Source organism: Paraburkholderia tropica (assembly GCF_900109265.1).
GTDB lineage: Bacteria > Pseudomonadota > Gammaproteobacteria > Burkholderiales > Burkholderiaceae > Paraburkholderia > Paraburkholderia tropica.
The window spans coordinates 99,529-117,685 of the sequence record NZ_FNZM01000003.1 but is presented as its reverse complement, the minus strand read 5'-3'; the positions used below and the strand labels follow the sequence as shown (position 1 = coordinate 117,685).

Below are 18,157 nucleotides of genomic sequence, written 5' to 3'. Positions count from 1 at the left end.
AAATTCTTGAAACGGTTCAATGCGAGGCGCCCACCGTCGCGTTCGCCGCCGCCACGCTCGTACGCTGCGCGAACAGGATCGCGATGGCTGCGAGCACCGCCGGCACCGCCAGCGTCGCGAGAATCGACTCGAAACCCCAGCCGAGACCGAGCAGCGCACCGCCGATCGCCGAGCCGAAAATGCTGCCGAAACGGCCCATGCCCAGCATCCAGCTCACGCCCGTGGCGCGCGCCTGGGTCGGATAACGGCCCGGCGCAAAAGCATTCAACCCCGTCTGCGCGCCGCTCATGCAGAAGCCCGCAGCAAACACGAGCATCGTCAAGCTCGACGACAGCGCGCCCACCGACGCCACCGCCAGCACGCACAGCCCGCCGCCCACGTAAGCCGCGCTGATCACCGGCGCGGGACGCGTCTTGTCCATCAGCCAGCCGACGATCACCGCACCGATCGTGCCGCCGATCTGGAACATCGCCGTCACATTGGCCGCGACCGTCACCGAAAGGCCCGCGTCCTTGATCAGCGTCGGCAGCCAGCCCGTCAGCAGATAAATCACCAGCAGGCCCATGAAATACGTCACCCACAACAGCAGCGTCATCGCGCCATAGCCCTGCGAGAACAGGATGCCGATGGGCTTGCGCGACGGCACCGGCGGCTCGTTCGAGATGAAGCGCTCCTCACCCGTGAAGCGGCCTTCGCAGACGCGGTTCAGGATCTGCGCGATCCGCGCCGAGGCCGCACCACGCACCGCCAGCAGACGCGCCGATTCCGGCAGCAGCCACAGATGCAGCGGGATCATCACCAGCGGCAACGCACCGCCGACGATCAGCACCGCACGCCAGCCGTGCGTCGGAATCAGCCAGCCCGCGACGAAACCAATCAGCGCCGAGCCCAGATTGAAGCCCGTGAACATGATGGTGATCATCAGCGCGCGCTTGCGTTGCGGCGCGTACTCCGACAGCAGCGTCGTCGTGTTCGGCATCGCCGCGCCGAGACCGATACCGGTCAGCAGACGCAGCACGGCCATTTCAGTCGGCGTGCTCGTGAACGCTGTCGCGATCGTGAAGATCCCGAAGACGAAAATCGACGACAGCAACACCACCTTGCGCCCGAAACGGTCCGACGACGGACCCGCCACCAGCGCGCCAATCACGAGGCCGAGCGGCGCCGCGCTCATGACGAGGCCAAACGCGGGGCGGGAAATCGCCCATTCGTGAAGAATCGGCGGCGCGACGAAACCCATGATCGCCACGTCCATGCCGTCCGCCGTCACCACGAGAAAACACAGTGCGACCAGCAACCACTGGTACGCCGTAATCTTCTGCTCGTCGATGAAGGCCTTGATGTCGATAACCCTGCTCCCCGCCATTGCCTCGTCTCCTCTGTCATGGCGGTGCTGCCCGCACATTCGTGCTACGCGCACCGCGAATTCATCTTGTCTAGCCGCGCTCGCCGGATTTTCCGGTCGATTGGCGCTGACAATAAGGAGACCGCCGACCCGAGGCTACTACGGGTTAACCACAAGTCAAGCCGCCGAACGTGGAATGCAAGGGGCAGCGCGACGCTTTCCGCGCCAGGCTTGCAAGCCTGAAAGCCAAGCCGCATAAGGCCTGGCGTGGCTTGCGTCGGATCACCGCGCGGTGCCCGAACGCAGTGGCGCGCGAACCAGTCGATAAACGAAACAGATGGGGATTGCAAGACTTCGCAATCGGGCTCCGCGCGGGGGGCATGAAATCGGAGAAACCCGCTGAATTCGATCGAAGGGCGTGCGGGTGTCCGTGCGGCCGGGTGGAGATCGTCTGTCGAAAGCGTAGGTGAAAACGATCAGGCGGGCACGACGAGCGCCTGTCGGCCGGACTAACGACAGGCGCATGAAAGCGAACGCCTTGCGATCGAGGGCGCTTGAATCGTTCGGAAACCTGATCAAATATGTGCCGCCTTCAGCGGACTGGCGATGCAGAAACGTGTTCGTCCGAAGTCGGGCGAATTAAAACGCGCCTGGGGAAAAACGGTTCGGCTTCCGCGAGTCGCCCAACTTTTGGCGCGCGAGTTTTCTCGTCGCGCGATTCAGGGCTAACTGGAAATGTAGGGAAATCGAGTGGAATTGGCGCAGTGCAGCAGAATGCACCACGCGATTGCAGATTGCAGATTGGAGGAGCGGAAGATAAACCGACTCGCTGTTGAAGTTAGCTGTTGATGTTAGCTGTTGAACTGAGCGGTCGAAACGATCAAGCGGTGAAGCGGTAAAGGAATTAACAACCGTAGCCGGCATTGCGCCATTGAAAAGCGAAGCAGCGCTCCGCCAGCCACGGTTATTCGACCGCCATGCGGCTTTATTCTGCAGCCGCTGCCGGTGCTGCAGCAGTCGTTGCCGCCTTTGCAGCCGTCTTGCGCGGCGCACCGCGCTTTTTCGCAGCGACGGTCTTGCGTGCGCGCGTGGCGCCAGCCGGTGCTGCTGCGCGACGGCCAGCGGCCTTCTTCGCTGCAACCGGCTTCTTGGCCGCAGCGCGTTTTGCCGGTGCTTTCTTTGCTGCGGCGGCCTTGCTTTCCACCGCGCCGGCGATCAGGAATTTCGAGCGGTCTTTCACGTCGCGAATCCAGGCCGGTGCACGGCCACGGCCGGTCCACGTTGCGCCCGTTTTCGGGTCGGCGTATTTCGGCGCGACCGGCGCGCTTGCACGCCGCGTTTTAACGACGCCGTTCGCGGCCTTGACGCCCGGCTTGCGACCGCGCCTTTTCCCGACAAAGCTTTCGATATCGACGAGGCTCAAGCCATGCTTGTGCATCAGATCGCGAATTTTCGCGAGGCCGACCGAAGTCTGCTTTTCCGCAATGGCGGTCGCCTGCTTCTGGAGTTTTGCAATTTTCGAGTTGATCGAGTCGAGCGTAACCATTCTTCCCTCCCTGTCAGGAATGCGTCTGCCGGCTCTGCCTGAAAAAGACTTCTTTGGCATCTCGAAGTTTGGCCGGAGACATTGTGGCGATATCATTGCGCCACGCAGATTATGAAGGCAAATCGGCAACACATGCAAATTGCGTGTCCGTATTCGATCAATAGACGGGCTGAAATTGACTTTTTCGCCACGAAAATCTTTCGAACGCTTTCACCACAAGCTAACAGCGAACGAAATACCCAGTCATTTTTCTCTTCGCATGCCATGTCGTGCGCTTGATGAAGCCGGTCCGCAGTTTCAAAAATTGAAACATACGACGCTTGTGCATGCGCTTGCGCAGGCTTCTATCGCCGCGAAAAAAGTGCTGCGCCGTCTTTACCGCATTTTTCATGCAAGACCGGCATCGTGATTTCGACTATCGGTAGTCGCGCACGTCTGCGGTTGTGTTTTTCTTTTAAGAACGATGATCCGCCAGGACGCCAATGGCCGCCAAGGGCGATTCGATTCGCGCTTGAGTGGCGTGGCGAAATGAAGCGATCGATACCGTCGATCGCGACTTCGCAATCGTCATCGCACACGATAAGCGGTTGCGATTGAAGCGCGTTTTTGCACCGGCTTGTGCGCCTGGCCGTTCATCTGATAGCGCGTGGCAAAAGTGAAGCGACGATCACGTGAAGGCACGAGATCTGCGCCTTCCAGCCCAGAATACCCATCGAGGCACACCGCTTCATGCGCACATTTTTTGGCAAACGGGATCGTCATTGTCTACAAATCATATAATGACGCGAAGAACTGTCCTTCGCGGACGCTTTCCATCGCCGAACGCAAGCTCACGCAACAGCCGATCAGCGCCGCGTCGCGCCGCACGATCACCACCAAGAACGCACGCTGCGTCTCGGTGTGAAAGCGATTTGCCGTTTCGTTTGCGCGCAATATAGTCAGTTGCATATCGGTGGCGAACGAAGCCGGACTCGATACACCCCACATCCGAGATGTCGGCCAACGAGCGCTGATTCGTGATCGCGGATGCGGCGTTGTCATGCGCGAACGTGCAACAGGTGATACGCTGCGAACCGGTCTCATCTGAAAGATGGCAAACCGCCGGGCAATACACCGGCAACATCACCGGCCAAATCACCGGCCAAATCACCGACCGAACCAAACTGACAGAACGCCCACTGAACCGCTCAACGCCCGCTCGCGGTCACCCAAAGCTTTCGTCTGCGCATTCGCTTCACACCGTCTTTTTGCTTGCTTTTTTGCACTTGATTTGTGCATTTATTTTGTTCATTTAACCTGCAGCCTCCGTCAACCCGCTTTCCACCACGCCAAATGGGCAAATCGCCCATCCAGTACGCAATAAGTCTTTAGAAAAATTCATGAGTGCCTCTGCAGAAACCCCTGTTCGGGAAGAACACGTCGAGCGCGTCGTGGCGCCGATCGAGCCGCCGCATGGGCTCGGCATCGCCGAACTGTCGCTTGCCCTGGGCGGATTCGCCATCGGCACCGCCGAATTCGCCGCGATGGGCATCCTGCCCGAAATGGCCGGCGATCTGCACGTATCGATTCCGCAAGCGGGCCATATGATCAGCGCGTATGCGGCGGGCGTGGTCGTCGGCGCGCCGTTGATCACCGTGTTGCTCGCGAGAATGCCGCGGCGCGCGCTGCTGATTCTGCTGATGCTGCTTTACGCGATCGGCAATGGCGCGAGCGCGATTTTCCACAGCTACTCGCTCGTGCTCGTGAGCCGCTTTATTGCCGGTCTGCCGCACGGCGCGTATTTCGGCCTCGCCGCGCTCGCCGCCGCCGCGCTCGTGCCGCCGCACAAACGCGGCGCGGCCATCGGCAAGGTCATGTTGGGACTGAGCGTCGCGAATGTGATTGGCGTGCCGGTCGCCACCTGGCTCGGTCAGGGCCTCGGCTGGCAGGCGTGTTTCGCGGCGGTGGCGATCATCGCGCTCGTCACGGCGGGCATGATCGCGTGGTCGGTGCCGGCATTGCCGATGTCGAACAAGGCGAGCCCGCTGACCGAACTCGGCGCGCTCGGCCGCCCGCAAGTGCTGCTCACGCTGCTCGCCTCGGCGGTCGGCTTCGGCGGCATTTTCTCGGTTTATAGCTATGTGGCGTCCACGCTCACCGAAGTCACGCACGTCGCCAGCTATCACGTGCCGTGGGCGCTTGCGCTGATCGGCGTCGGCATGATTCTCGGCAATATGGCCTGCGGCTGGCTCGCCGACCGCTGGCTCAAGCGCACCATGTTCGGCATGTACGCGTTCACGGCGGTCATCCTGCTCGTGTTCGTGGTCGCCGCGCCGCATCTCTGGGCGATGCTGCCGATTCTGTTCTGCGTGGGCTTCGGTTCCGCCTGCACGCCGGCGTTCCAGTCGCGCCTGATGGACGTGGCCGGGGACGCGCAATCGCTCGCCGCCGCGCTCAATCACAGCGCGTTCAATATCGCCAATGCGCTCGGCGCGTGGCTCGGCGGCATTGTGATCGCGATGGGTTTCGGCTGGATCGCGACCGGCTGGGTGGGCGCGATTCTCGCGGTGCTCGGCATCGCCGTGTTGATGGTGTCGTTCTCGCTCGACCGCAAGGCGGCCTGAGCGGCGCGATCACGTATGATGTTTCGCGAGGTCCCGCGCGTGGCGGGACCGTCGAGGAACCGAACACCATGCCGTCTTCCATCCGCAATTCGCTGGTCTGGATTTTCGACGCCTTCGAGCGCGAACCGAATTACGTCCGCAAGCTGATGTTCGGCTGCGACGCCGCCTATCTCGACGGCCTGCTCTGTCTGATTGCCGCCGATCGCGGCGAGCCCTGGAGCGGCATGCTCGTGTGCACGTCGAAAGACCGTCACGCGGCGCTGATCGACGCGATTCCGGCGCTGCGCCCGCATCCCGTGCTCGGGAAATGGCTGTATATCTCGCAGGCCGACCCGGCCTTCGAAACGGTCGTGGAGGAGTTGACGGCCCTCGTGCTCGCGCGCGATGAGCGCGTGGGCGTCGAGCCCAAGCCGCGTAATCGCAGCCGCAAGAGCCTGTTGCCGAAATAATGGCGCAACGGACAACGCGCGCACCACGGCGCGCGTTGTCTTCACTTCAATACTGCATCACTGCGTCACTGCATGTGCTGGCCGCCGTTGATCGGAATATTCGCGCCGGTCACGAAACCTGCGTCGTCCGAACACAGAAACAGCACGAGCGCCGCCACTTCGTCCGGATTGCCGAGACGGCCCATCGGAATTTGCGGCAGGATCTTCGAATCGAGAATGTCCTGCGGAATCGCGGTGACCATTTTCGTCGCGAGATAACCCGGCGAAATCGTATTCACCGTCACGCCCTTGCGCGCCACTTCCAGCGCGAGCGATTTGGTGAAACCGTGCATACCGGCTTTCGCGGCCGCATAATTGGTCTGCCCCACCGAACCCTTCGACCCGTTCACCGACGAAATATTGATGATGCGCCCCCACGCGCGCTCCACCATGCCGTCGCACAAGGGCTTCGAGATATTGAAGATCGAATCGAGATTGGTGCGCAGCACCGCGTCCCAGTTCACCTTGTCGAGTTTGCGGAACGTCATGTCGCGCGTGATGCCGGCGTTGTTCACCAGAATGTCGATCGGACCGATTTCGCTCTGAATCTTGTCGGCGCCGCGCTGGCACGAATCGTAATCCGCCACGTCCATCGCATACGCATGAAATCCGCGGCCCGCCGACTCCATGCGCGACAGCCAGTCCTTCGCTCCGGCGTTATCGGGCGAATGCGTGACGACGACCTTGTAGCCCGCGTCGTGCAGGCGCACGCTGATCGCCTCGCCAAGACCGCCCATTCCACCCGTTACCAATGCAATACGATTAGTCATCCTGTATATCCGCGAGAGTCATACTTCATATAATGGCGTGACACCACTCGATGGTTCGTCACGTTGTTCGTTGCCCGGCAAGCGTCGTGTGTGTGGGGACGCCGCAAGCAAGCGCGCGCGGGTTTTACTAACGTCTGATATTGCGCGAACACTTTTTTGGGGCCCGCCGGCACGCCGGCGCCGTGCGGGACCCCATCAACCTTAAAGGTGGATCAGCCGCGCTCGAGCGCGAGCGCCACGCCCATGCCGCCGCCAATGCACAGCGATGCCAGACCACGCTTGGCGTCGCGGCGCTGCATTTCGTGCAGCAGCGTCACCAGAATCCGGCAACCCGATGCGCCGATCGGATGGCCGATCGCAATCGCGCCACCGTTCACGTTGATCTTCGACGTGTCCCAGCCCATCTGCTTGTTCACCGCGAGCGCCTGCGCCGCGAACGCCTCGTTGATCTCCATGAGATCGAGGTCGCTCGCCGACCAGCCCGCACGCTCCAGGCAGCGCTGCGACGCCGGTACCGGACCGATGCCCATCACCTTCGGATCGACGCCCGCGCTCGCGTACGCCTTGATGCGCGCGAGCGGCTTCAAACCGAGTTCTTCGGCCTTCTTCGCCGACATCACGACCACCGCCGCCGCGCCGTCGTTGATGCCCGACGCATTCGCCGCCGTCACCGTGCCTTCTTTCGCAAACGCCGGCTTCAGGCCCGCGAGCGATTCCGCCGTCACGCCATGGCGCACGAATTCATCGGTCTTGAACACGAGCGGATCGCCCTTGCGCTGCGGAATTTCGACCGGCACGATTTCGTCGTCGAACCGACCGGCTTTTTGCGCGGCTTCCGCTTTGTTCTGCGAGGCTGCGGCGAACGCGTCCTGCTCTTCGCGCGTGATGCCGTATTCCTTCGCGACGTTCTCGGCCGTGACGCCCATGTGGTACTGGTTGTACACGTCCCACAGGCCGTCGACGATCATGCTGTCGATCAGCTTCGCATCGCCCATGCGGAAGCCGTCGCGCGAGCCCGGCAGCACGTGCGGCGCCGCGCTCATGTTTTCCTGGCCGCCCGCCACGACAATCTCGGCGTCGCCCGCGATGATCGCGTTCGCGGCCAGCATCACCGCTTTCAGGCCCGAACCGCAGACCTTGTTGATCGTCATCGCCGGCACGGCCGCCGGCAGACCCGCCTTGATCGAAGCCTGACGCGCCACGTTCTGGCCCGAACCGGCCGTCAGCACCTGCCCCAGAATCACGTCGCTGACCTGCTCGGGCTTGAGTCCCGCGCGCTCCAGCGCCGCCTTGATGACGATGGCGCCCAGATCCGGCGCCGCCACCTTCGCGAGCGAGCCACCGAACTTGCCTACCGCGGTGCGGGCGGCCGAAACGATCACAATCTCAGTCATTATCCATTCCTGCGTTAGAAGTACTCACGAAATCCGCGATGCATATTCACGCTGATCGAACGACCCACCACGCATGCGATGACATGATCGACGCAGCGGTTTGAGGTCTTATCACACGCGAATGACGAATCGGTGAAACCGCGAAAGACGCTGAGCACACGACGTCGTGCGCAGCGTCTTTCCGCGTGACGTAAAGCGAAGGATTATTGTTTGGCGGCCGCGCTGGCCGTGGCGGCGGCCGTGTCGAATTGACCTTGCGTCGCTTCGATGGCCTGACGGGTCATGCCGCGAATGCTCTCGGCAGCATTGCCGAACGCGGAAAACGTGGAGCGCATGGCCGCGATAAAGGCTTCCGAACCCGCGGGTGCATGCTGTGAGAATTGATCGGTCAACGCCTTCAGGCCGCGCTCTTGCTGCGTGGCCTGCGCTTGCACGACTTCGGTCCATGCGGCTTGAGTCTTCGTGGCGATGTCGAATAGATGGCGGCTATACGAGAGGCTTTTCGCGGCCAGTTGCTGCGAGGCGCTCACTTGCTGCGTGAAGAATTCCACCGGGCTGCCGGTTTGCAAGGCGCACTTGAACGCGGCTTCGTTCTCGTTGAGCGCCGCGCGCGCTGCCTGCATGTTGAGCGCGATCACGGCTTCCGCGCCTTGCCATGCGGGCGTGATCAGAGCAAACCAGGTCGCGACGCCGGATGCGTAATTGGCGCGAAGATGCTCGGGTGCGGAAACAGTCATCGACGATGCTCCATGATTAGAAATGCTAAATGGATTGACTAAATGGCGCATCCGAAAAGCGGCCCGGAACGTAGCGTTCGATCTCTCATTTCAGCGGCCTGCTCGATTCGCGGCGCCATTTAGAGATTTGATTCTAAGCCAGAAATTTAACAATTTTGTGCAACACGGAATTAGGTATTAACCCTGGTGTATTCGGGATGGGTTTATTTTTTGCGGTTGTCTGGCAAATAAAGAATAGCCCTTGAATACAGGCTAAAACGTATTAGCGAGCGTTGAACGGCCCAATACCGCAGCCGGACAACGCATCGCCATGGGTTGGAGGTCAGACGATCAGAAGCCGTGAATTATTGCGATGCGATAAATCATCTGGTTTTCTCCAGACGAAATATCGGCCGAACCCGGAATGTTCGCGTAGTCGAATTGGGTACCGGTGTGGGCGCTCACTGCATGCTGCCATGCGCCTTCGAGATAAACGGACGTACGCGACGAGAGGTCGTAATTGAGCTTGAGGCTCACCTGATGCCATTTCGGGCGGAAGCTGCCCACGTTCGAGGTGAGATTCGCCTGGGTGTAGGTGTACGCGCCGCCGAGATACAGCGCGTGCGTGAAGTGATAGAGCGCATTGACTTCGACGTTGTCGAACTTCCACGCGTGCCACGTGCCGCCCGCGGGCTGCGTCGAGCCGCCGTCGGACGTGAAATAGGCGTTAGCGGTCGGATCGTAGACATCGACATGCGAATACGCAATGCCGAGCAGCCAGTCCGCAAACGCGTAATTCACGCCCACGCCGATATTCTGCTGCGACGACGCACTGAACGTGCTGTCGTCGGAGACTGCGCCCGAGGTGGTGCCGGGGTGATTCAGCTTCAAATACGACGCCGCGACCGTCAAGCCGCCGTGCACGTATTGCGCGGCGAAGCCATAAAGGCGGTTATCCGCGAATCCGCCTGCCTGATTGCTGAACGCATACATGGCTTCCGCGCTGAATCCGCGGTAGGTCGGCGAAACGTATTTGACGGCGTTATTCGCGCGAAATGAGTAGTCGGTGTTGTCGTTGTCGTAGGGGTGCGCAAAGATGTAGCCGGTCCAGTTGCCGTTGGCCGTCGTCGGCGAAAACATGTCGACGCTCGGATCGTACTGGCGGCCCAGCGTCAGCGTGCCGTACTGGTCGGATGCGATGCCCACCCATGCCTGACGCCCGAACTCGCGGCCGCCCTGGCTATTGCGCCCGGTATTCACGTCGAAGCCGTTTTCGATCTGGAAGATCGCGTGCGTGCCGCCGCCGAGATCCTCGCTGCCCTTCAATCCCCAGCGGCTACCGTAGTCATACCCGCTTTCCAGTTGATACGCGCTTTGGCCCCGGGCGTTGCTCGTGTAATTGAGCCCGTCCTCGATCTTGCCGTACAGCGTCACGCTGCTTTGTGCGTGGGCCGCACCGCTCGCGACCAGCGCCATGAACAGCAGGCCGCCGCTCTTTCCCCATGTTCTTGCGTACAAATCCGATCTCCCCGATTCAATGGGAACGGCACGGCGCGCAAGCCGTGTCGATCCGTTGTTGATGAAGGGAGGAGTGTCGAATACCGAAATTTTCGCACTAAGTGCTTGTGCGAGAAGAGACCTTTGCGAGATCCGGTGGAATCAACGCGTCCTTCAGCGCGGCTGCGCGACCGATGCGATCGCATCGCGACGCACTTTGTCGATGTACTTGCCCAGCGCGACCGTGGAAATCACGCCCACGGCGAGCGTGATGGCGAAAGCGGCGAGATGCTCGAGCGGCGAGTTGTGATGATTGAACATGTGCGTGGCTCCGTTGTGCGTCGTTAAGCGCGCTGCGTTTTGGGCGGCTGCATCAATCCGAGGCGGACGAGCACGCAGCGCAAAGTAATCTATGTCGGCATCCGGACAGGCTGTGTCCAGATGCGCGAACGCGTTCGGACACAGCCGCTGCACGCTGCCGTCGCCCGGCTTGCGCCGCGCCGCACATCCGCACGTCCGCCGCCGCACGCAGCGGTACAATGCCTGCAATCCAAGCAGGCCTGCGGGTACGGGACGTGAGCGAGTTTCAGGGTGAATTGACGGCGGGCGCCGATGCCGACGCGCAGGCGAGTTTGAACGAAGGCTTCATCCTCACCCGCCATTGGCGCGACACGCCCACGCATACCGAAGTCGACTTCTGGCTGGCCACGCCCACGGGGCCGCGCCAGTTGCGCCTGCGCGCGCAAACCTCGGTGGCCTTCGTGCCCGTCGAGCAGCAGGACGCGGCACGCGCTGAATTCGACGCAAAACCCGGCGTGGAATGGCGCCCGCTCGCATTGAAGGACTTCCATCAGCGGCCCGTGTTCGGGCTTTACGCGCGGCAGTATCGGCAATTGTCCAGCGCGGCGAAGCGGCTCGCGAAAGCGGGCGTGAATATCTACGAAGCCGATATTCAGCCGCCCGACCGCTACATGATGGAGCGTTTCATCACCGCGCCCGTGCTGTTTCGCGGCACGCCCGACGCGCGCGGCGTGCTGATCGACGGCGAGATGAAACCTGCGAGCGATTATCGCCCCGCGTTGAAACTCGTGTCGCTCGATATTGAAACCAGCGCGCGCGGCGAACTGTATTCGATCGCGCTCGAGGGTTGCGGACAACGTCAGGTGTATATGCTCGCGCCCGAAAATGGCGACGCGAGCGGGCTCGATTTCGATTTCGAGTATTGCGACACCCGAGCGCAGATGCTGGAGCGCCTGAATGCGTGGATGGCGCTGCACGATCCCGATGCGATTATCGGCTGGAATCTCGTGCAATTCGATTTGCGCGTGCTGCACGAACATTCGCGTCAATATGGTGTGCCATTGCGCCTCGGCCGCGGTGGCGCCGTCATGGAATGGCGCGAGCACAGTATCAATCAGAATCACTATTTCGCTGCGGCGGCGGGCCGATTGATTATCGACGGCATCGAGGCCCTGCGTTCCGCGACCTGGAGTTTTCCGTCGTTCAGCCTCGAATCGGTGTCGCAAACGCTGCTGGGCGAAGGCAAGTCGATCGACAATCCGTATCAGCGCATGGACGAAATCCAGCGCCGCTTCGACGAGGATAAACCCGCGCTCGCGCGCTACAACCTCAAAGACTGCGAACTCGTTACGCGCATCTTCGAGAAAACCGAATTGATGGCGTTTTTGCTGGAACGCGCCTCGGTTACGGGCTTGCCCGTGGATCGCAGTGGCGGTTCGGTCGCGGCTTTCACGCATCTGTATTTGCCGCGCATGCATCGGCTCGGTTATGTCGCGCCCAATCTCGGCGACATCGTGGGCGAAAACAGCCCCGGCGGTTTCGTGATGGATTCGCGGCCCGGCATTTACGATTCGGTGCTCGTGCTCGATTACAAGAGCCTGTATCCGTCGATTATCCGCACGTTTCTGATCGATCCGGTCGGGCTGATCGAAGGCTTGCGTCAGCCCGGCGACGAGGCCTCAGTGCCCGGCTTTCTCGGCGCGCGTTTTTCGCGCACGATGCACTGTCTGCCCGAAATCGTGCGGCAGGTCTGGGAAGGCCGCGAACAGGCCAAGCGCATGAAAAACGCGCCGCTTTCGCAGGCGCTCAAGATCATCATGAACGCGTTTTACGGCGTGCTCGGTTCGACGGGTTGCCGTTTTTTCGATCCGCGCCTCGCCTCGTCGATCACCATGCGCGGCCACGAAATCATGCGTAAAACGCGTGAATTAATCGAGTCGCAAGGTTACGACGTGATTTACGGCGATACCGATTCGACCTTCGTCTGGCTCAAGCGCGCGCATTCGGAAGAGGACGCCACGCGCACGGGCCGCGAACTGGTCGCGCACGTCAACGCCTGGTGGGAAGCGCATTTGCAGACGCGCTTCGGTCTGGAAAGCGCACTCGAATTGCAATTCGAGCGTCATTATTCGCGCTTTCTGATGCCCACGGTGCGCGGCGCCGAGGAAGGCAGCAAGAAGCGTTATGCGGGCCTGTCGCGCGCGAAAGACGGCAGCGAAGAAATCGTGTTCAAGGGACTCGAAACCGTACGCACCGACTGGACGCCGCTCGCACAACAATTCCAGCGCGAACTGTATCGCCGCGTATTTCAGCGCGAGCCGTACGCCGACTATATTCGCGACTATGTGCAGCAGACCTTGCGCGGCGAATTCGATGAGCAGCTGGTGTTTCGCAAACGGCTGCGCCGCCCGCTCAGCGAGTATCAGCGCAACGTGCCGCCACATGTGCGCGCCGCGCGTGTCGCCGACGAGTTCAATCGCCAGCTCGGCCGCCCGCTGCAATATCAGAATGGCGGCTGGATCAGCTACGTGATGACCACGGCCGGTCCCGAACCGCTCGAAACGCTCAGTTCGCCGCTCGATTACGCGTTCTATCTCTCGCGTCAGTTGCAGCCGGTCGCCGATGCGATTCTGCCGTTCCTGCGCGAAGAATTCGAAACCGTGATTTCCGGCCAGGCGAGTCTCTTCTAGTTTCCGAATTCACGCAGATTAACGCGACTTCAAACGCGCTTTGAGATTCGCCCGCACGTCCGGCCATTCGTCGTCGATGATGGAAAAGCGCACGGAATTGCGTTTGCGTCCATCGGGCATGATGCGTTCGTGGCGTACGATGCCTTCCTGTTTCGCGCCGATGCGCAAAATAGCCGCGCGCGATTTCTCGTTCAATTCGTCGGTGGTGAATTGCACGCGCACACACTGCAACGTGTCGAACGCATAAGTCAGCAGCAGATATTTCGCCTCGGTATTCGCCGCCGAGCGTTGCATCGACGCCGAGAGCCACGTATGGCCGATTTCGAGTTTGCGATTCGCGCGGTCGAGTTTCCAGAAGCGCGTGCTGCCAATCACACGCCCCGTCGCGCGCTGCACGATCGCGAACGGCATGACGGTGCCTGCGCGCTCGCCTTCAAGCGCCTTGTCGATATAGGCGTCGGCGGTGCCCGGTCCCGGCACCAAGGTCACTTTGAGATTCCAGAGTTGGCCGTCGGCGGCGGCATCGATCAGGGCACTCGCGTCATCCGCGCGCAGAGGACGCAGTTCGACGATGTCGCCCGTCAGCGTCGGCGTTGAATGGGAAGACGTGTCGTTCATGATGGTTCGTGTGTTGGCGTTCGGCGCGAGGTAGCGTGCTGTTCGTGGTCCTCGCGGCGCAGCAGGCGGCCCGCGTTCGCGATCACGACGAACGTGCCTACGTTATGCAGGATCGCCGTCGCCACCGCACCCAATGCGCCCAGCGCCGCCAGCGCGATCACGGCCACCGTCCACGTCAAGCCGATCGCGGCGTTGGCCGTGGCGATGCGGCGACAGCGGCGGCCCAGCCGGATGCAGTCGGGCAGGCGGCGCAGATCGTCGGCGAGCAACACCACGTCGGCGGACGCCACGGCGATGTCGGTGCCGCGCTCGCCCATCGCCACGCTCGTCGAGCCCGCCTTGATCGCGAGCACGTCGTTCAGGCCGTCGCCGACCACGAGCGGATGATGCCCCGCATCGCTCTCGCGCAGCACGTAATCGAGCTTGTCGTGCGGCAGCGCCTGCGCCACCACAGTCGCGATGCCGACCTGCGCCGCCAGCTTGTGCGCTACGTCCGCGCGGTCGCCGGTCACGAGCGCTTCGCGTGCGATGCCGAGCGCGCGCAGATCGGCGAGCGCCTCGCGCGCCTCGGCGCGCAAGGTATCCGCGAAACCGAACCACGCGAGCAGCTTGCCGTTTTGCACGAGACCCGCGCGCGGGCCGTCGAATTCAGCGGGCGCGGACGGCAGCGCATCCACGTATTGCGCGAGCAGTTCGTCGCGGCCCAATACGGCTTCGCCGTTGCGCGTGTTCGCGTGCACGCCGAGGCCGCGAAGCTCGCGCAGATCGTGCACGTCCTGCGCCTGCGCTTCGGCTTCCGCATTCAGACCGTCGCGCACCAGCGCGCGGCACACCGGATGCGCGCTGCCTTGCGCGAGCCGCACGGCCAGCGCGCGCGCCCGCGCTTCATTCACGCCAGGCTGCCACGCGATCTGCGTGACGCGCAGCTCGCCGTGCGTGAGCGTGCCGGTCTTGTCGATCACGAGCGAATCGATCTCGGCGATCTTGTCGAGAAACGCCGCGTTGCGAAACAGCATGCCGCGCCGCGCGCCCGCCGCGATGCCCGCGATGGCCGTCGCCGGGGCGGCCAGCACGAGCGCGCACGGGCAAGCCGCGACGATCACCGCGAGCATCGCCGACGCGTTCGCGCTCACGAACCAGACAATCGCCGCGATCAGCAACACGAGCGCGAGATATGCATCCATATAGCGTTCGAGCGCCTGCGTGATGGGCGGCTTCGCGGCTTCCGCGCGCTGCATCAACTCGACGACCTTGCCGAGCGTCGACGCCTCGCCCACCTGCGTGACCTCCACGCGCAGCGGTCCGTCGAGATTGATCGCGCCGCCGTAGACGCTCGCGCCTTCGGCGGCGTCCTGCGGCAGCGACTCGCCGGTGATCGGGCCGTTGTCGACGCTCGACCGGCCTTCGCGCACGCACCCGTCGGCGGGAATGCGTGCGCCCGGCAGCACGTCGACGAGATCGCCGGGACGCAGCGCGTCGTACGCGACTTCCTCGATGGCGCCCGTCGCGCTCACGCGCCGCACGATGCCCGAGGTAAGCCGTCCGAGCGCGCGGATCGCTTCCTGCGAGCCGAGCACGCTGCGTTCTTCGAGCGCGTGGCCGAAGGTCATCACGATGGGCAGCAGCGCGGCGGTCGTCATGTCGCCGACGGCCCACGCACCCAGCATCGCGAGCGCGATCAGGCGGTCGGTCACGCCGTGCAGGCTCGGCGACTTGAGGCTGTGCCACGCACCTGCGAACACCGGCGGCGCGACGACGATCGAAGCGGCCGCCGCGAGCAATTGCGCGAGCGTCGCATCGCCCTGAACGAGATGCGGCCACGCGAGCGAGAGCAGCAGCAAACCGCCCGAGATCAGCGCGAGCAGCGTGTGGCGCGTGATCGCGCGGCGCTCCTCGGCGGACATCGCGAGGCCGGGCGCGAGGTGATCGGCGTGGGCTTCGTGCGTATGGTGAGGTGCCGCGTGCGGGTCGAGGTTCGCTGCATCGCGTTCGAGCGCTTCCGTTTGCGTATTCATCGTCATGGCGCGCGTCCCGGCAAGACGAGGCTCGACGCGTCGTTCGGATCGAGCGTCGTCACGCGCGCGGCCCTGGCCAGCACGGCCTGCACGCGCTCGCGATACGCACGCGCCACCAGCCCCGGATCGTGATCCTGCGCGAGCGCCGCTTCGAGCTGCGCGATCGTCGAGGTTTCGGATTGCGCCGTCGCCACGCGTTCGGCGGCGCTCGCCTGCGCGTCCTGCACGATGCGGTCGGCGTTCTGCTGCGCGCCCTGGCGCGTTTTCTCCGCGATCGTGCGCGCCTTCGCGACATCGCGTTCGGCGTTCTGCATCGACGTCAGCACCGCATTGAACGCGTCGATCGCCGAGCCCGGAAACGACGCCTGCACGTCCACGCGCGCGACTTCGATGCCGAGGCTCGCATGCGCGGCCGCAAGCGCATCGAGATGACGCTGGATCGCCCGCGCGAGATCGCCGCGCAACTGCTCGCGACGCACGGCCATCTGCTGATCGGCGGCCACCATTTCGGGGCGCGCGACGAGAATCGCGTCGAGGTCGCGCTGCGCCGTCGTCTCCACGACCGCCGCGCTGACGATGCGTTCGAGCGCGTCGTCGAGATGATCGAGTTGCAGCGCGTAGGCGTAGGGATCGGCGACGCGATAGAACAGCGTCGCGCTCACCTGCACCACGCCGCTGTCGCCGGTCAGCACGTAGCCCGAACCGGCGAGTGCGTCGCTGTCGAGGCCGAGCGTGGCGCTCGCGCGCGGATCGCGCGACAGCGACACGATGCGCCGCTCCATCACGCGCTCGCTGCCCGGCACGAGCAGCACGTTTTCGAACGGACGTGGCCACGCCACGAGCAGGCCCGCGCCCTGGCTGCGCGCGAACGCGCCGAAGCGCGTGACCACCGCGCTGCTGTCGGCCGGAATGCGGCGCACGTTCGAGGTCGCCCACGCGAGCGCGGCCAGCACCGCCAGCACGGCGACGAACCAGAACGCCAGGCGCACGGCCTGGGCGCCGGGTCCGAGCGCGGGGAAGTCGTCGCGTGTGCTCATCGGGCCTTTCCAGCGGCTTTGGCGCTCGCGTGCGTCGGCGGCGCCGTGAAGGTCGTGCTCGCGCCGCCCAGTCCCGGCGGCCCTTGCACGAGCGCGCGGAACGGCGCGGCGTCGGTGCGCAGAATCAGATTCGTGTTCGTATTGACGACCGAACCGAGCGTGTCGAGCGAGCGCAGCATCGTATAAAGCTGCGGATCGGCGGCGTAGCTCTTGCCGTAGATCGCGGCCGCGTCCTTGCGCGATTGCGCTTCGAGTTCGGCGGCCTTCACGTTGGCGTCGGCGATCAGCACGCGCGCGTCGCGGTCGGCGTCGGAGCGGATCTGCGCCGCTTCGCGCGCGCCTTGCGCCGTGCGCTGCGCGGCCACGGTCTCGCGCTCGGCGCGCATGCGCTCGACGGTCGCCGCGAGCGTCACGGCGGGCAGCGTGAGCTTCTCCAGCCCGACCTGCGTGACGTGCACGCCATACGCGGTGTACACCTGCGCATCGACCTGACGGCGCAGCTGCTCCTCGAATTCGGGGATATGAACCTGCGTGGGATCGGTATTCACCAGCGAGGCGAGATCGAAACCCGCCGACGTCGTCTGCAACGCGGAGCCCACCAGCGAGCGGATCTGCCGCGCCGCTTCGTCGGGCTCGTTGCGCACCGCGCGCACGAAGCGGCCGATGTCGTTCGCGTTCTCCGGCACGCGCCACGCCACGTACGCCTGCACGATGATGCGCAGACCGTCGCGCGTGCCCACGTCCTGCAAGCCGCTCGACGTCGTATGCAGACGCAGATCGACGGGCACCGCCGCTTCGATCGGCGCGGGCCAGCGCCACGCGAGGCCCGGCTTGAGCAACACGCGCACGGGATCGCCGAAACGCGTGACCACCGTGGCCTCGCCTTCGCGCACCTGCACGAAGCTCGCGACCACGAGCGCGATCAGCACGCAGAGCGCGGCCAGCGTCACGCGCAGCACGAAACGCGGGCGCGGCGCGGGCGCGCCCGCCGCGCCGTGCGCGTGGCCGTGATGACCGTGATGATGATGTGAATGCGCATCGCCGTGCGCGTGATAGTGGCCCACGTTCAAATACCCTTGCTCAAGGTTCGCTCAAGTTTGAACCGGTTGATCCGGTCGAATGCCCGCTCAATGTCGCG

16 protein-coding genes are annotated in these 18,157 nt (G+C 63.4%); 4 read left to right on the top strand and 12 right to left on the bottom strand.

All coding sequences use genetic code 11. The annotated features are described in order from the left end of the window. Positions 1–16 precede the first annotated feature (16 nt). The 3 genes from BMY06_RS05100 to BMY06_RS38450 form a co-directional block, all read right to left on the bottom strand. Positions 17–1,366 (bottom strand): MFS transporter, encoded by a 1,350-nt coding sequence (locus BMY06_RS05100; protein WP_065060990.1) that lies wholly within the window; start codon positions 1,364–1,366, stop codon positions 17–19. Positions 1,367–2,330: 964 nt separating this feature from the next. Further along, positions 2,331–2,951, bottom strand: a complete 621-nt coding sequence (locus BMY06_RS40450; protein WP_269453904.1) for an H-NS histone family protein — start codon at positions 2,949–2,951, stop codon at positions 2,331–2,333. 507 nt (positions 2,952–3,458) lie between these two features. After that, the gene (locus BMY06_RS38450; protein ID WP_124263098.1) at positions 3,459–3,653 is read right to left on the bottom strand and encodes a hypothetical protein; all 195 of its coding nucleotides are present in this window, start codon (positions 3,651–3,653) and stop codon (positions 3,459–3,461) included. A gap of 254 nt (positions 3,654–3,907) precedes the next feature. Here BMY06_RS38450 and BMY06_RS38445 point away from each other — a divergent pair, with 254 nt between their 5' ends. From BMY06_RS38445 to BMY06_RS05080, 3 genes are all read left to right on the top strand, one after another. After that, complete coding sequence (locus BMY06_RS38445; RefSeq protein WP_124263097.1) at positions 3,908–4,186, top strand: hypothetical protein; 279 nt, start codon at positions 3,908–3,910, stop codon at positions 4,184–4,186. Between the two features lie 84 nt (positions 4,187–4,270). Further along, positions 4,271–5,494: an MFS transporter gene (locus tag BMY06_RS05085; protein ID WP_080180775.1), complete on the top strand. Its 1,224-nt coding sequence runs from the start codon at positions 4,271–4,273 to the stop codon at positions 5,492–5,494. 68 nt (positions 5,495–5,562) lie between these two features. Continuing rightward, positions 5,563–5,943: a hypothetical protein gene (locus BMY06_RS05080; RefSeq protein ID WP_065060994.1), complete on the top strand. Its 381-nt coding sequence runs from the start codon at positions 5,563–5,565 to the stop codon at positions 5,941–5,943. A gap of 65 nt (positions 5,944–6,008) precedes the next feature. On the opposite strand, the gene phbB is transcribed toward BMY06_RS05080, so the two are convergent. The 5 genes from phbB to BMY06_RS39490 all read right to left on the bottom strand — a co-directional run bounded on the left by phbB (position 6,009) and on the right by BMY06_RS39490 (position 10,680). Beyond that, positions 6,009–6,752, bottom strand: a complete 744-nt coding sequence (phbB, locus tag BMY06_RS05075; RefSeq protein WP_065060995.1) for an acetoacetyl-CoA reductase — start codon at positions 6,750–6,752, stop codon at positions 6,009–6,011. Positions 6,753–6,964: 212 nt separating this feature from the next. Continuing rightward, a complete protein-coding gene (locus tag BMY06_RS05070) occupies positions 6,965–8,146 on the bottom strand; it encodes an acetyl-CoA C-acetyltransferase (protein ID WP_074981869.1) in 1,182 nt (393 codons plus the stop codon). Between the two features lie 203 nt (positions 8,147–8,349). Further along, the gene (gene phaP, locus BMY06_RS05065) at positions 8,350–8,883 is read right to left on the bottom strand and encodes a TIGR01841 family phasin (RefSeq protein WP_074981867.1); all 534 of its coding nucleotides are present in this window, start codon (positions 8,881–8,883) and stop codon (positions 8,350–8,352) included. 330 nt (positions 8,884–9,213) lie between these two features. After that, the gene (locus tag BMY06_RS05060; protein ID WP_065061542.1) at positions 9,214–10,338 is read right to left on the bottom strand and encodes a porin; all 1,125 of its coding nucleotides are present in this window, start codon (positions 10,336–10,338) and stop codon (positions 9,214–9,216) included. Positions 10,339–10,533: 195 nt separating this feature from the next. Next, entirely contained in the window at positions 10,534–10,680 is a 147-nt protein-coding gene (locus BMY06_RS39490) for a hypothetical protein (RefSeq protein WP_167371395.1), read from the bottom strand. A gap of 218 nt (positions 10,681–10,898) precedes the next feature. Here BMY06_RS39490 and BMY06_RS05055 point away from each other — a divergent pair, with 218 nt between their 5' ends. Further along, on the top strand, positions 10,899–13,349 hold the full coding sequence (locus BMY06_RS05055) for a DNA polymerase II (RefSeq protein WP_080180897.1): 2,451 nt from the start codon (positions 10,899–10,901) through the stop codon (positions 13,347–13,349). An 18-nt stretch (positions 13,350–13,367) separates the two neighbouring features. On the opposite strand, the gene BMY06_RS05050 is transcribed toward BMY06_RS05055, so the two are convergent. The 4 genes from BMY06_RS05050 to hflC are packed head-to-tail and all read right to left on the bottom strand — an operon-like array spanning position 13,368 to position 18,083. Further along, entirely contained in the window at positions 13,368–13,967 is a 600-nt protein-coding gene (locus BMY06_RS05050) for a GNAT family N-acetyltransferase (protein ID WP_074981866.1), read from the bottom strand. Further along, positions 13,964–15,988 (bottom strand): heavy metal translocating P-type ATPase, encoded by a 2,025-nt coding sequence (locus tag BMY06_RS05045; protein WP_244144267.1) that lies wholly within the window; start codon positions 15,986–15,988, stop codon positions 13,964–13,966. The genes BMY06_RS05050 and BMY06_RS05045 overlap by 4 nt, the downstream gene beginning before the upstream one ends. Then, positions 15,985–17,019, bottom strand: a complete 1,035-nt coding sequence (locus tag BMY06_RS05040; RefSeq protein ID WP_074981864.1) for an SPFH domain-containing protein — start codon at positions 17,017–17,019, stop codon at positions 15,985–15,987. The genes BMY06_RS05045 and BMY06_RS05040 overlap by 4 nt, the downstream gene beginning before the upstream one ends. After that, a complete protein-coding gene (gene hflC / locus BMY06_RS05035) occupies positions 17,016–18,083 on the bottom strand; it encodes a protease modulator HflC (protein ID WP_124263345.1) in 1,068 nt (355 codons plus the stop codon). The genes BMY06_RS05040 and hflC overlap by 4 nt, the downstream gene beginning before the upstream one ends. Positions 18,084–18,157: the final 74 nt, after the last annotated feature.

Bases quoted from the DNA above. Each gene is read 5' to 3' on its own strand.
- BMY06_RS05100 (WP_065060990.1), bottom strand. From the start codon at position 1,366: ATGGCGGGGAGCAGGGTTATCGACATCAAGGCCTTCATCGACGAGCAG.
- BMY06_RS40450 (WP_269453904.1), bottom strand. From the start codon at position 2,951: ATGCCAAAGAAGTCTTTTTCAGGCAGAGCCGGCAGACGCATTCCTGAC.
- BMY06_RS38450 (WP_124263098.1), bottom strand. From the start codon at position 3,653: ATGACGATCCCGTTTGCCAAAAAATGTGCGCATGAAGCGGTGTGCCTC.
- BMY06_RS05085 (WP_080180775.1), top strand. From the start codon at position 4,271: ATGAGTGCCTCTGCAGAAACCCCTGTTCGGGAAGAACACGTCGAGCGC.
- BMY06_RS05080 (WP_065060994.1), top strand. From the start codon at position 5,563: ATGCCGTCTTCCATCCGCAATTCGCTGGTCTGGATTTTCGACGCCTTC.
- phbB (WP_065060995.1), bottom strand. From the start codon at position 6,752: ATGACTAATCGTATTGCATTGGTAACGGGTGGAATGGGCGGTCTTGGC.
- BMY06_RS05070 (WP_074981869.1), bottom strand. From the start codon at position 8,146: ATGACTGAGATTGTGATCGTTTCGGCCGCCCGCACCGCGGTAGGCAAG.
- phaP (WP_074981867.1), bottom strand. From the start codon at position 8,883: ATGACTGTTTCCGCACCCGAGCATCTTCGCGCCAATTACGCATCCGGC.
- BMY06_RS05060 (WP_065061542.1), bottom strand. From the start codon at position 10,338: ATGGCGCTGGTCGCGAGCGGTGCGGCCCACGCACAAAGCAGCGTGACG.
- BMY06_RS39490 (WP_167371395.1), bottom strand. From the start codon at position 10,680: ATGTTCAATCATCACAACTCGCCGCTCGAGCATCTCGCCGCTTTCGCC.
- BMY06_RS05055 (WP_080180897.1), top strand. From the start codon at position 10,899: ATGCCTGCAATCCAAGCAGGCCTGCGGGTACGGGACGTGAGCGAGTTT.
- BMY06_RS05050 (WP_074981866.1), bottom strand. From the start codon at position 13,967: ATGAACGACACGTCTTCCCATTCAACGCCGACGCTGACGGGCGACATC.
- BMY06_RS05045 (WP_244144267.1), bottom strand. From the start codon at position 15,988: ATGACGATGAATACGCAAACGGAAGCGCTCGAACGCGATGCAGCGAAC.
- BMY06_RS05040 (WP_074981864.1), bottom strand. From the start codon at position 17,019: ATGAGCACACGCGACGACTTCCCCGCGCTCGGACCCGGCGCCCAGGCC.